Source organism: Sulfurospirillum arcachonense DSM 9755 (assembly GCF_000597725.1).
Lineage (GTDB): Bacteria > Campylobacterota > Campylobacteria > Campylobacterales > Sulfurospirillaceae > Sulfurospirillum_A > Sulfurospirillum_A arcachonense.
This window is the reverse complement of sequence record NZ_JFBL01000005.1, coordinates 55,339-68,672: the sequence shown is the minus strand read 5'-3', so window position 1 is coordinate 68,672 and position 13,334 is coordinate 55,339. Positions and strand designations below refer to the sequence as shown.

The 13,334-nt window shown below is 31.2% G+C and carries 13 protein-coding genes and 4 tRNA genes; 11 read left to right on the top strand and 6 right to left on the bottom strand.

Features of this window, described 5'->3' with window-relative positions; translation table 11 throughout:
- Positions 1-6: 6 nt before the first annotated feature.
- The 3 genes from K354_RS0105420 to ilvD form a co-directional block, all read right to left on the bottom strand.
- Positions 7-207 (bottom strand): hypothetical protein, encoded by a 201-nt coding sequence (locus K354_RS0105420; protein WP_024954486.1) that lies wholly within the window; start codon positions 205-207, stop codon positions 7-9.
- Between the two features lie 437 nt (positions 208-644).
- Positions 645-1,286, bottom strand: coding sequence for a MarC family protein (locus tag K354_RS0105410; protein ID WP_024954485.1), 642 nt, complete (start codon positions 1,284-1,286; stop codon positions 645-647).
- The gene (gene ilvD / locus K354_RS0105405; RefSeq protein ID WP_024954484.1) at positions 1,286-2,965 is read right to left on the bottom strand and encodes a dihydroxy-acid dehydratase; all 1,680 of its coding nucleotides are present in this window, start codon (positions 2,963-2,965) and stop codon (positions 1,286-1,288) included. Before ilvD ends, K354_RS0105410 begins: the two co-directional genes overlap by 1 nt.
- A gap of 105 nt (positions 2,966-3,070) precedes the next feature.
- Here ilvD and K354_RS0105400 point away from each other — a divergent pair.
- The 5 genes from K354_RS0105400 to K354_RS13990 all read left to right on the top strand — a co-directional run bounded on the left by K354_RS0105400 (position 3,071) and on the right by K354_RS13990 (position 4,116).
- Positions 3,071-3,145: transfer RNA gene (locus tag K354_RS0105400), tRNA-Gly, on the top strand.
- A gap of 37 nt (positions 3,146-3,182) precedes the next feature.
- Positions 3,183-3,270: transfer RNA gene (locus K354_RS0105395), tRNA-Leu, on the top strand.
- A gap of 23 nt (positions 3,271-3,293) precedes the next feature.
- Positions 3,294-3,367, top strand: a tRNA-Cys gene (locus K354_RS0105390).
- A gap of 29 nt (positions 3,368-3,396) precedes the next feature.
- Positions 3,397-3,484 (top strand) — tRNA-Ser (locus tag K354_RS0105385).
- Positions 3,485-3,756: 272 nt separating this feature from the next.
- A complete protein-coding gene (locus K354_RS13990; RefSeq protein WP_024954483.1) occupies positions 3,757-4,116 on the top strand; it encodes a hypothetical protein in 360 nt (119 codons plus the stop codon).
- Between the two features lie 113 nt (positions 4,117-4,229).
- Here K354_RS13990 and K354_RS0105370 read toward each other — a convergent pair whose 3' ends face one another.
- On the bottom strand, positions 4,230-5,828 hold the full coding sequence (locus tag K354_RS0105370) for a cation:proton antiporter domain-containing protein (RefSeq protein WP_024954482.1): 1,599 nt from the start codon (positions 5,826-5,828) through the stop codon (positions 4,230-4,232).
- Between the two features lie 143 nt (positions 5,829-5,971).
- On the opposite strand from K354_RS0105370, the gene K354_RS15095 reads away from it, so the two are divergent.
- The 4 genes from K354_RS15095 (at position 5,972) to K354_RS0105350 (ending at position 8,950) form a co-directional block, all read left to right on the top strand.
- Positions 5,972-6,127 carry a hypothetical protein gene (locus K354_RS15095; RefSeq protein WP_169733419.1) on the top strand — a complete coding sequence of 52 codons (156 nt, stop codon included), beginning with the start codon at positions 5,972-5,974 and terminating at the stop codon, positions 6,125-6,127.
- 146 nt (positions 6,128-6,273) lie between these two features.
- Positions 6,274-7,077: a hypothetical protein gene (locus tag K354_RS0105360; protein ID WP_024954481.1), complete on the top strand. Its 804-nt coding sequence runs from the start codon at positions 6,274-6,276 to the stop codon at positions 7,075-7,077.
- 82 nt (positions 7,078-7,159) lie between these two features.
- The gene (locus K354_RS0105355) at positions 7,160-8,377 is read left to right on the top strand and encodes a hypothetical protein (RefSeq protein ID WP_024954480.1); all 1,218 of its coding nucleotides are present in this window, start codon (positions 7,160-7,162) and stop codon (positions 8,375-8,377) included.
- On the top strand, positions 8,378-8,950 hold the full coding sequence (locus tag K354_RS0105350; RefSeq protein WP_024954479.1) for a class I SAM-dependent methyltransferase: 573 nt from the start codon (positions 8,378-8,380) through the stop codon (positions 8,948-8,950). It abuts the gene before it with no gap.
- A gap of 54 nt (positions 8,951-9,004) precedes the next feature.
- Here the strand turns inward: K354_RS0105350 and K354_RS0105345 are convergent, their stop codons facing one another.
- Entirely contained in the window at positions 9,005-9,958 is a 954-nt protein-coding gene (locus K354_RS0105345; RefSeq protein ID WP_024954478.1) for a malate dehydrogenase, read from the bottom strand.
- Positions 9,959-10,204: 246 nt separating this feature from the next.
- Between K354_RS0105345 and K354_RS0105340 the strand changes: the two genes are divergently transcribed.
- Both K354_RS0105340 and K354_RS0105335 read left to right on the top strand, forming a co-directional pair.
- The gene (locus K354_RS0105340; protein ID WP_024954477.1) at positions 10,205-10,867 is read left to right on the top strand and encodes a response regulator transcription factor; all 663 of its coding nucleotides are present in this window, start codon (positions 10,205-10,207) and stop codon (positions 10,865-10,867) included.
- Between the two features lie 5 nt (positions 10,868-10,872).
- Positions 10,873-12,249, top strand: coding sequence for a sensor histidine kinase (locus K354_RS0105335; RefSeq protein ID WP_024954476.1), 1,377 nt, complete (start codon positions 10,873-10,875; stop codon positions 12,247-12,249).
- A gap of 8 nt (positions 12,250-12,257) precedes the next feature.
- Here the strand turns inward: K354_RS0105335 and K354_RS0105330 are convergent, their stop codons facing one another.
- Positions 12,258-13,271, bottom strand: a complete 1,014-nt coding sequence (locus tag K354_RS0105330) for a tripartite tricarboxylate transporter substrate-binding protein (protein ID WP_024954475.1) — start codon at positions 13,269-13,271, stop codon at positions 12,258-12,260.
- Positions 13,272-13,334 lie beyond the last annotated feature (63 nt).

Below are 13,334 nucleotides of genomic sequence, written 5' to 3'. Positions count from 1 at the left end.
GTATTGTTATTCCTTGTTTTCTTCTAACATCTGTTTCATCTTTCTTTCCATTCTTTTTTCAAAAGCTTCATTAGATGGAGAATCCATACTTGCAAACTTGGCTTTACCAAAAAGGACACAACCTTTATCGCCAGGGTCACACTCTTTTTTTATAATATCACAGGTTCCTTTTATTTCATGAGGACATGACCATCCGCCTTCATTCACCTTGTCTCCTTTTTCTTTACATGTGAGAGATATTATAACAAATATCGGTTTTTGTAAAAAAAAATGAAAAGTAATATAAATAGTTTATTATTATTACAATATAAACCTATTAGAAAAATTTATCACAAAAACATCTCTTTTAACTTAAATATGGCTGAATATTTAAGTTGGGGCTTTTCTTCTTAATCTTTAAATAAGAGTAAAAATGAAACATTATAAAAATTTACCTCTTCTTTTTTTAATATTTTATTTTATTTTAAAGATAATTATGTATCATTTCAAAAATACTTAAAAGGAAATAAAATGAAAAAAGAAACAAATTCTATCCAAATTTTAAAATTTATAGATGTTGCAGCAGTATTTGCATTAATTGGTTTTGGTTACGCTATCTCGTTAACAATATCATAATTTACAATATAACTTTACTTAATTTCTAACTAGTACCCGTAACCCTTTAGCAATGCATATATCCCAGATAATATAAACTGTACAGCTATAGCTCCTACTATCAATCCCATCAATCTACTTATGATTTTTTGACCGGTGATTCCTAGATACTTTTTAATATATATACTATTTTTAAAAGAGAGATACACGGCAAGTGCTACAAGTAAAAAGGACATCACTAAAGCCAATAACTCTACAAAAGTATGTGTATGTCCCTTTAAGATAACAACTGTAGCAAAAATTCCAGGTCCAAAAGTAATAGGAATTGCTAAAGGGATGATGGAAAAATCTTCATGCATTTTTGCTTCTTCTTTTTCTTCTTTAGTCTGATTTTTTCCTTCTATTGCTCCATTGACCATTTTAATTCCCGTCATCAAAAGAACAATCCCACCCATGACTTTTAAAGAATCTAACTCTATACCAAAAATTTTCAATAAAAAATTACCCGTAAACAGAACAACAACAAAAGCTATGATAATAGTAAGAGTAGATTTATACGCTATCTTATTTACTTCTTCTTTTGTAGCAGTTGAAGGGAGAAGAGAGAGCATTACTGCACTCACTCCAAGAGGATCTACTATCGCCATCATAGTGATAGTGTGTTGCAATAATAGATCAAAAAACTCTATCATTAAAACTCAGTCTTTAAAACAGCACCATTACTTGCGTTTGTTACAAGTTGTCTATATTGTTTTAACCAACTTCCTTTTAACTCTTTCACAACTGGTTTGAAGTTTGCTTCTCTTTTTGCTATCTCTTCGTCACTCAAATCAACATTAATAGTATAAGCATCAACATCTATAGAGATACTATCACCATCTTGAAGCAATCCTATCATACCACCTTCAGCAGCTTCAGGAGAAACATGACCAATACTTAACCCTCTTGTAGCTCCACTAAATCTACCATCTGTGATAAGAGCTACGCTAGAGCCTAAACCCATACCCATAATTAAAGATGTAGGAGCAAGCATCTCTTGCATACCTGGACCTCCTCTTGGACCTTCATAGCGTATAACAACAACATCACCAGCTTTTACTTTTCCGCCAACAATACCTGCAATACATGATTGTTGTGAGTCAAAACATACAGCACGTCCAGTAAAACTTCTCTCTCCAGTAATTCCTGCTGTTTTTATAACACAACCAGCAGTAGCAAGGTTTCCAAAAAGAATAGCAAGTCCACCTACATTTGAGTATGGATTGTCTAGGGTATGGATTACACTTGTATCTTTAATCTCATCGTTTTTAATACGCTCACCGATTGTTTGACCTGTAACTGTTAGGTTATCTAAATACATTGAGCCATTGTCACGTTTTGATATCTCATGCATAACAGCCCCAACACCACCTGCTCTATTGATATCTTCCATATGAACAGTTGAAAGAGATGGAGAAATCTTTGCTATGTGTGATACTTTTTTGCTTATCTTATTAATATCAGCTATATTAAAATCAACACCTGCTTCTTTTGCAATTGCTAACATGTGAAGAACTGTGTTTGAACTTCCACCCATAGCCATGTCAATTGCAAAGGCATTTTTAACTGCTTTTTCATTGAGAATATTTCTAAAGTTATATTTTTCATCAAGAGCTATTTCACATACTCTTTTTGCAGCTGCACGTATCAGAACTTCACGCTCAGGAGTTAAAGCTGGGATTGTTCCATTGCCTGGAAGTGCTATTCCCATAGCTTCCATAAGTGTGTTCATACTATTTGCAGTAAACATACCTGAACAACTTCCGCCACTTGGACATGCATTGCACTCAATGTCTGTTAACTCTGCTTCACTAATGTCTCCATTTTCAAATTTTCCAACTGCTTCAAACGCTGTCGCTAAATCTATAGGAGCACCATCTTTTGTATAACCTTTTTTCATAGGTCCACCACTTACAAAAACAGTAGGAACATTGACTCTTAAAGCACCCATAATCATACCAGGAACGATTTTATCACAGTTGGGCATACAAATCATCGCATCAAGCTTATGAGCATTCATAACAGTCTCTATAGAGTTTGCTATAAGCTCACGACTTGGAAGTGAGTAAAGCATACCATCATGTCCCATAGCAATACCGTCATCTACGCCAATTGTATTAAACTCAAAAGGAACACAACCGTTCTTTCTTATCTCGTCTTTCATGATAGCACCATACTCTTGTAAAAAGAAATGCCCAGGGATAATATCTATATGAGAATTAGCAACACCAATAAATGGTTTATCAAAATCTTCACTCTTCACACCAGTTGCTCTAAATAAACTTCTATGAGGAGCCCTATCATGGCCCTTTTTAACCTGATCACTACGCATAAATAACCTTTAAATTTTTTGTTATTATAACCAAATTTTGATTTTAATGTGTGTAGCCCTTTACTTTTAAGAAAAGAAATGATACAATTCCATCTCAAATTTATTGCGGGAATAGCTCAGCGGTAGAGCACGACCTTGCCAAGGTCGGGGTCGCGAGTTCGAACCTCGTTTCCCGCTCCATTAATTTTGAAACTTTTAGAAGCACATAAATGCGTTTGCCCGGGTGGCGGAATTGGTAGACGCAAGGGACTTAAAATCCCTCGCTCGTTTCGAGCGTGCCGGTTCAAGTCCGGCCCCGGGCACCACTTTTCAAAACAACATGTATTTTGGCGACATAGCCAAGTGGTAAGGCACGAGCCTGCAAAGCTTTGATCCTCGGTTCGAATCCGAGTGTCGCCTCCAAATATACATTTGTCTTTATTTTTTATTGTCGGGAGATGGCAGAGCGGTTGAATGCACTGGTCTTGAAAACCAGCGAGGGTCATACCTCCGGGAGTTCGAATCTCCCTCTCCCGGCCACTTTACTTTACAAACCCCTTATTTACAATACTTTTAAAAACCTTTTAATATTACTGTTCATTTTCTATAATTTTTGATACAATTTATACATTCACAAAAAAAGGGGAAATAATATGAAGAAAATTTTTATTATGATAACCGTTTTATTTGTTGCACTTTCATTTGTTGGATGTGAAAAAAAAGTGATCTTGAAAAAGTACAAGATAGTATGAAAAAGACATTTGAACACACAAAATATGCTGTTAAAAAATCCACTGAATAAGGAAAGAATTATGTTATGGAAAAAAATAGCCTTGAGTCTAGTTTGTGCTAGCCTTCTTATAGGTACAAATGCACCTGCAAAATCTGATAAAAGTCATAAAGTTAAAAAAGAGAAAAAGCAAAAACAGAAACACTTGCCACCAGGCTTAGCAAAAAAAGTTCAAAGAGGTGGTGAATTACCTCCTGGATGGAAAAATAAAATCAGAAAAGGTGAAGTTGTAGATAGAAATATTTTAGAACAAGGAGTTCTATTAAATAAGACTACTTATCCTAAAAAATATGTAGATAATTATTCTAATATATATAAAATAGACAATAAAATCATTAGAGTAATGAATGCTACAAATGAGATACTAGACGTACTAAAATAAAAAAAGAGAAGAGGGTGGTTTTTTCAAATCTTCTTCTCTCACTTACTTTTATCAAACCTCTAAAATATGTAATCTATTATTCTTACATGTAAGGAAAAACTTTTGTAAATCTCTTATATTTTCAGGGCATGATTTACAAGTAGGTTTGAGACTTCAAAACTTGCATCTACAAACTCTAGTTTTTGTAAATCTTTCATGCTTTTTCTCTCATCAACACCGTCTATTTTTACGATAATATTTGCATCTTGAGAAAAATCCAATATTGCCTCGCTTATGAGTCGTTTATTGTGTTCGCTACTTGCTGTGATGATTATGGCTTTTGCTTCATCTACTGCTAAAGACTCCAAAACTGGTAGCTTATTTAAGTGACCAAAGTATGCCTTGTATCCAAGTTTTCTTGCTAAGAGTACATGTTTGAGGTTATCAGAGATGATAATAAAATCAGCCCCTTTTTTCTTTAGTTTTGAAGTAACTCTTCTTCCTAAGGTTGAAAATCCGACTACTATGATATGGTTTTTCATGCCAATAGGCGTGATAACATCTGCTTCAAAAAACTCTTTTTCAAAATAAGATGAGAGTTTATAAATATGATTTAGTATAAACGGAGTAAGGATCATAGAGATAACACTTGTGAGTATTAAAAGACTAGCCATCTCTTGTGTTATGAGTTTTTCTAAACCAGCAAGGGCGAAGATTGCAAAAGAAAATTCACCTATTTGAGCCAAAGCTAAAGCGGTTTTTGCCGAGGTATTTTTATCTGAGTTACGTCTTATAATCGCATATATAACCAGCCCTTTAAAAAGCATCACCAATGCAAAGATAAAAACAATAATATGAAGATTTTCTATAAAGTAGATTACATCTATCTTTGTACCCACCCCAAAGAAAAAGACACCAAGCAACAAATCTTTATAGCTAGAGATATCTGATTCTACTTTTACATTGTATTTTGTGTCTGCTATAATCATACCTGCTATAAATGCGCCTAAAGAGTAAGTAAAGCCAAACTGATGTGCAAGTAAAGATGCTCCAATAACGATAGAAAAAACAGAGCCTAAAAACAACTCTTCTAGTTGCGTTTTTGCTGAAAATCTTAGTAAGGCATCGACTATTTTTTCACCAATAGTAAACATAAAAGCAAGTATCAAAACACCAGATACTACTGTTTGAAGTAAAACTTCACCCATAGACAAAGTGTCATTTGATAAAAAAGTAATAAGCAACAAGATAGGGATAACAGCTAAATCCTGAAATATAAGTATCCCCATAGATTTTTGCCCATAAGGAGTGAGAATATCTTTTGATTTTTTGAGATATGTCAGTACAATAGCCGTTGATGAAAGTGAAAATGCAAAAGAGATGATAAGTGATGTATTTAAATCAAGTTTGAAAAGATAATACGCAAGTAAAAAGATAACCGTAACACTACATAAAACTTGCAACAGACCATTGGTAAGCAAGATATCTTTCATCTTTTTTATTTTATGCAGACTGAGTTCTAGTCCTATTGTAAACATTAAAAAGACTATTCCAAACTCTCCGATAAGCTCCAAAGAGTAGATATTGAGCCCATTAAATCCAAAAATATCACTGATTATAGTACCCGTTATGATATAACCGATAATATGGGATATTTCAAATCTTTTTAAAATAATGTTGAGAACAGTTGCAATTGCGATTGTTAAAAATATGATTAATAATAGATTTTCCATAGCCTATTATAGGGTATATTATAGAGTTTTTTTGAAGTTTAATGTATAAAATATAGACAAAATTTACTTAAAAAATAGATATCAAAAAAACTACGCTATAATCTATACAACATCTAAAATATCAATACAAAAGAGGTTTACTAATGGCAAAAACAAACTACAGTTATGAAAAACGAAGTCGTGAACTAGAAAAACAGAAGAAAAAAGAAGAAAAGCGTAAGAAAAAACAAGCTCAAAACAGTACCGAACCACAAGATGAAGAAACACCTTCAGATACATCCCAAACCCCACAATCATAATATATCTTCCTTAGTTGACTTTTTAAAAAATTTTTTAATAAATTATCAGGTATCATTATGCGAAATTTACATGTTAAAAAAATTATAATTTATGTTAGGGAAAACTTGAAAAAGAGAACAAGATCAATCAGTACTGGTAACATAAAATGATTTATCTTATTGTGTTTTTTGTTTTAATGGCAATGATTGTTATAAAATTAGAGCAAAAAATAATTGCATCAAAGTATTTAATAAAAAGAGCACATAAATATAGACATAAAACTCGAGCTGAAAGAGTTGAGAGAAGAAAAGAGATAGAAGAGTATAAAAAAAGTTTAACTCACAAGTATTATCTTGATAATAATCTAAAAGACCCAGAACTACAAAAAATGAAAGATAAAAATAAATATAAAAGCTTAGATGCTTTTAGATTTGAAGCTAGACTTTTTTATTATGGATTTTTTATTTCTATTTTATTTGGCTTTATCTTTACTATGACAGGACTTTACAAAGATGAATTTATAAGCTCTTTATATCCTTATGTAGAACCATATTTTAAAGTATTTTATCACAACTTTGAAAAATATACTTTCAATCCTTTATCTTTTAAAGTATGTTTTTCTTGGATTTTTGTTTTTAGTGTTATATTATTTTCAATATTTACAATTTATTATATTAAAACCCCTAAAGATAAAAGTTTAAATTTAAAGAATAAATATTCTCTAAAAGATATTATTATTAACCTAACTATATGTTTCTTAGGGATTTATTTAAGTTACTTGTTTTTTAATGATAGTCAACCAGGGTTTTATACAAAAAGAATATTTTATAATTATATCTACTCCTATGGAATATATTTTCTTTTAAATAGTTTTTCCCTTGTTTTTTTATTCTCTTTATTATTTCTTACATGTAATAACTTAATAATTAATAATCTAAATCATTTAAAAGGAAAATTAAATGCCAACTAATCAAAAATCAACCTCACTAATTTTTATTTAATATTATAAAAAGATATAATAGTGACTTTATAAAACTATAATAAGGTCAAATGTGAAAATAAAAAATATTATTGTTTTAGTGGTTATATCCATTTTATTTACTGCTTGTGCAAATACAAGTCAGAATAATTCCGCTCAAGCAAATACCTCTGAAAAAAAACAAATCAAAAAGAAGCTTAGCCCAGCTAAAAAACTATCTTATATAAAGTGCTCTAACATCGCAGATAGATTTGATACTGGTTACTCTTCTAAAGTTAAAGCTATGTGCTTAGGTAAGCTATCATTTATAGATGTTAAAAGCAGAGTAAAAAGTCAAAAATTATCTATGTTAAATGCTATAAGTATCCAAACGTTTTACAAACTTGAAAATAGTTCTTGTCCCGATATTGTTATTTCTAAAGCAAGTGGTTCAAAGCTAGATGACAAAGTCTCTTTTAAATCTACTTATAAAAATCAACTTTTGAAACATTTTGATCACAACTGTTTAGTTGATACTATAGACGGTATCAATTTTTTAACTTGCGGGAAAAACGAAAAAAGCTATTTTATGGAACTTTCATTTTCAAATAACCAAAAGATTTATAAAAAGTACATGGTTCAAACAGGCCAAAAATGTTTTAATAAATTTAAAAAGTATTTTAACAAAGATAACTTAGATGATGCATGGAGAAGTAAACAAGGATACAACACCGATGGCTTCAACGACTTAGGACACAATATACTTACAGATTCTATCTATGATTTAAAAGGATATGACTATAAAGGCTGGAATAAAGATGGCATCAATAAAATCACTAAAACAAAGTATGACGTTGATGGGCTTGACATACATAAACTGCATAAAGATGGTGTGGATAAAGATGGATGGAGTCCTAAACTAAAGAAATTTGTTAAAAAAGGGAAAGAAAGCAGACCTTACTCTTTTGATGTAATAAAACTAAGTTCACAAATGAAAGATGAATTATATAATAGAAGTTTTTATGATGATGTACGCTATATAAAAACGCAAACTGGCTTTGATTTAGTAGGTAAAAAAATCTATGGTAAAAAATCAAAACCCACAAAGATAGTGCAATATTATTTTAAATCAGCAAGAAAAAAACTATTAGATTTTGATAAACCAAAACAATCTATAATGAAACAAAGACTTATTTTAGATAAAAAAGTTACAAGATCTTTTGACAAAGATGGCTACGATAAAGACGGATTTGATAAAGATGGTTGGAACAAAAAACTCAAAAAATTTAGAAATCAAATAAAAAGTAATTAAATGGCACAAAAAGATAAAATAAAATGGAATAAAAAGTACAAAGAAACACCCTCTTTACTTGAGAAAAAAGAGCCTAGTAAAAAACTGACTCAAATACTCCATAAAGTAAAAGGTAAAAAAGCTCTTGATGTAGCTTCAGGAGCTGGAAGAAACTCGATTTATCTAGCTTTAAATGGTTTTGAAGTTGAAGCAATAGATATTTCGCAAATAGCACTGGATGAACTTGATAAAAAAGCTTTTCAAAACATCACTTGTAAATTAGTTGATTTAGATGAATATGAAGTGCCTAAAAACTCTTATGACCTAATCATTATGGCAAATTTTCTCGATAGAGATTTAATACCTAAGTTATCAGCCGGACTTAAAAAAGGCGGTATACTTTTTATTGAAACATACATGCATGATAAGATAAATGAAAAGCCACCCTCAAACCCTGATTTTTTGTTACAAAAAGATGAACTTAAAAGTTTTTTTGATAATCAATTTGAAATTTTGGATTATGATGAATTTGAAAATGAAGACTATGAACTATTTAGGATGAAAAAACAGTCTATAGAAATCAAAAAACTCTAGATAGTTAGACTAAAATAGCTTTACATGTAAAGTATTTTGGTCATTCGAACTTAATTAGGCATATTCATAAAAATTTTGTTTTTCAAGGATATTAAGCATTGACTGTACTGTTGCAATACTACGCTTGAATGCCTCTTTTTCCTTTTCATTTAGTGAAAATTCAATGATATCTTTCATACCATCAGCACCCAAAACAATAGGAACACCTGTAACAACATCGTGGTATCCATACTCTCCATCAAGAAGAACAGCACACGGCAATAATGCCTCACTGTTTCTCAAAATGGCCTCAGCCATAACAACCGCACTATTTGCTGGTGCAAAATAGCCTGATGTTCCTAAAAGATCTACGATTTGCGCACCACCACGACGTGTTTTTTCTATCACTTGATCTATGGTTTTTTTACTTAATAACTCTTGAACAGACACACCATTAACAGTACTAAAACGAGGAAGTGGTACCATCTCATCACCATGTCCACCTAAAACTATTGCTTGTACTTGTCCACAGCCCATACCCGTTTTTTGAGCGATTAATGCCTCCATACGAGAACTATCAAGCACTCCTGCCATTCCTAAAACTCTTTCTCTAGGGAATCCCGTTTCACGAAAAACAACATATGTCATTGCATCAAGGGGATTTGCTACTGCTATCACAATTGATTCTGGTGCAAACTCTTTAACTTTATGTGCTAAATCTTTTGTGATATCTGCGTTACTAATAAGAAGATCATCACGACTCATACCAGGTTTTCTTGGACTTCCTGAAGTAATTATAACAATTTTACTATCTTTCATATCAGAAAAACTAGCACTTCCAAGGACTTGTGTCGTTGACTGTATTGTCGCCGAAGCTTGTGTGATATCAAGAGCTTTACCTTTTGCTTTATCATACGTTCGACCAATCAACACTACTTGACGACAAAGGTTACGCATAGCTAATTGATATGCGATAGCTGTACCTACATTACCCGTACCTATAACAGAAACTTTTTGGTTATTTAGCATAATCTATCCTTTTCTCTCTTTACATATAAAGGTATTTGATTCTAAGTATTTTAACGATTAAAACTCTCATTTCACTGTCAAATGATATACTAAAAAAAATATAGAAAAAATTTAAATCCCTATTATATTTTGTCAGGGTTTTGAGAAGACAAATAAGTAAAATATTTATAACAGCATTGTACAATGTTACAATTATTTTCGTTAGAGCATATGATACTATTAACTCAAATATTGAAAAGGAACATCATGCGTATTTTAATACTAGAAGACAATATTCGTTTAGCTACAGGTCTAAAAAAAAGACTTTCCCAAGAAGGCTATGCTATAGATGTTTTACATGATGGAGAAGAAGGGGCTAGTGTACTAGACTATCAAGAGTATGATTTACTCATCTTAGACTTGGGTTTACCTGGTATGGATGGTATTGATATTCTTAAAAAAATGAGAAAAAACAATAAAACTATGCCTGTATTAATCACTTCCGCTCGTTTTAAATTAGATCAAAAAATATTAGGGCTTGAAGCAGGCGCAGATGATTATATTGCAAAGCCTTTTGATCTTAAAGAGATTGTTGCAAGAGTTCACGCACTCCTTCGTCGCTCTCAACAAAAAGGACAAACTACGATTCAACTAGGAGATCTAACTTTTAATGTATTAACTAGAATGTTAACAAAAGGAGATGAACATATCCATCTTAGTAACAGAGAACTCAGTGTTTTTGAATACTTAATATCTCAAGTCAATGTAGTACTTAGCAAAGAAAATATTTCTAACCATGTAGGAAACTTTGATAATACCTTCACCCCTCATGCAATTGAAACATATATCTCAAGAATTCGAAAAAAATTGGGCTCAAACGTTCAAATTAAAACATTTCCAGGCCTAGGCTACATGATTTCTACAAAGTAACTTACATGTATTATATTTCTATAAAACGGCAATTAATTGGATGGCTTGGTTACTCATTTTTATTGATTACGCTTTTGGCTATTATTGCTGTTTATTTATTTAGTAACCATGAAATTAACCAATATTTTGATGATATCTTAAAACATGAAAGCAATAGTATTATCGATCGCCTCTACGTGAATAAATCAAAAATTATATTTAAGCAACGTCATCTTGGCATCAATCTACAAACATCATCAGGAGATAGCAGCCTTTTTTATAGCATAGAAGATTTGTCAGGAAACTTGATTGCTGGATTTAGAAATATTCCTAAAACAACAAAATCTGATTCTAATCAAACTTACTATAATGCGATATTTTTTGGTCAAGAAATTAGAGCCCTTAGAACTTTACATACTATGAGACGCAATAAAAAATCTTATAATGTTGTAATTACTATTGCAGAAACTCTAGAAGATAGACATGCAATGCGTTATAAAATATATTTCATGCTTGCGCTGATTACTCTTTTAATCATTATAAGTACCCTTATTTGTACTTTTTATTCCGTAAATAAAGGTTTAAGTCCTCTTGTAGCACTACAATACTCTATTAAACGACGAGATATGCATGACCTTGCTCCTATCAAAGAAGACCGAACACCTATTGAAGTAATAGCACTTGTACAAAGCATTAACCAACTACTCAAAAGACTTAAAAAAAGTTTTTTACATGTAGCCCAATTTAATGAAGATGTTTCACATCAACTTAGAACACCTCTAGCAGAATTAAGAATTATGATTGAAACAGATGATTCTATCAATGAAGAACAAAAAGAATTTTATCTTGAAAGCATCCGAAATATGGTACATACATCAGAACAACTCTTACTTCATGCCCACACAAATCCTGATGTATATGATCGCATCAATTTTAAACCATTTGATTTAACTGAACTATGTAAAAAAGTAGCACTTCTTAAAGCACCAATACTTTATGCTGATGGGTTTGACATCATATTTGAAGCAAAAAAAAGCCTTTGGATTAATGGTGTAGATGTCATTATTGAAAGTCTATTAAATAATCTTATCAATAATGCACAAAAATATGCCCTCAGTGAAAATACAACAGAAAAAAACACCCTAACAATTTCTATTCATGAAAATCAAAATACCATCACTATGAGTATTTCAGATAATGGCCCTGGTATTCCTAAAGAGTATTTAAAAAAAATATTTAATCGCTTTTTTAGGCTTGATACCAAAAAACAAGGAACTGGTTTAGGATTAGCTATCGTAAAACAAATCGTTGAATTACATAATGGTTCTATCGAACTGACAAACATAAAACCTCATGGACTAAATATAAGTATTACCTTTCCAAAAGTTGATGTACCAGTTTAATCAAAAAATTATTTATCATCTAATAAATAATTATATTTTTTAAAAATCCTATATGCTTTATTAAGAATTTGAGTAGAATTTTCAGGATTTGTCCAAGCCCCACCTATTTTATTTTTTTTCAAATCTCTTTGCACGCTTTTTTTAGCCATAAGAAACATAAAAGCATTGCTAAGTTTTTCATAACGTAAAGGATAATTATGTTTCAAAGATTTTTGAACCGCAAATCCTCTCATATACTCAGGAAGATCTGGAACTTTAATTCCTAGAGGTATAAGTGCCTCATCAACTGTAGGTATATCCCACTCAGCTTGTCTCTCTTTTGCATGAATAGCAAGAGGTGTAATATACTCTCGTATAAGTTCTGATCTATTTGAGCTAACAATCATGACATCTACAACACCTTGAGCCATAGCCTGTTTAGCATCACCTCCACTATTGTATTTATGAATTTCAATATTGTTTAGAGAAATATTCATAGCTTCAAATATTAATCCTAAAAGTAAATATCCATTTGAATTTTCAACTACAGCAAATTTAAACTTTTTTTTCTTACTTTTGATCTCTTTTAACAGCTCAGAAAGAGATGTAATTTTACTTTTTTCATTTACAGCCACAAGATCATATCCATATGATTGGATATTAAGAAAATCTAGATCTTTCATAGAGAAACTAGTATCTTGTCTCAAAATAGCCGCTGCTAAATAAGGTGAAAAAGAGGAACAAAGGAGAGTATATCCATCAGCTTTTTTTTCTAAAAAAGCTTCAATAGCAGAAGCAGAACCACGTCCTGGTATATTTTGTATATGAATGGGGATATTTAATAATTTAGATAAATAAGGAGCCATAGAACGAGCTAACGTATCACTATTGCCACCTTTACCAAAACCAACAATCATTTCAATAGGTTTATTTGGGTAAGATTCTTCTGCCTTAAGAGATATTACTAAAAAAGAGATAATAAAAAAACATATTAATCCTTTAATTACAAAAAAATTCCAATCTAATCTTTGTTCAAAAATCATTCAATATATTTTCCCTTTCTTAAAAATTAAAAGCGAATATTATTATATCATCTTACCCCTATA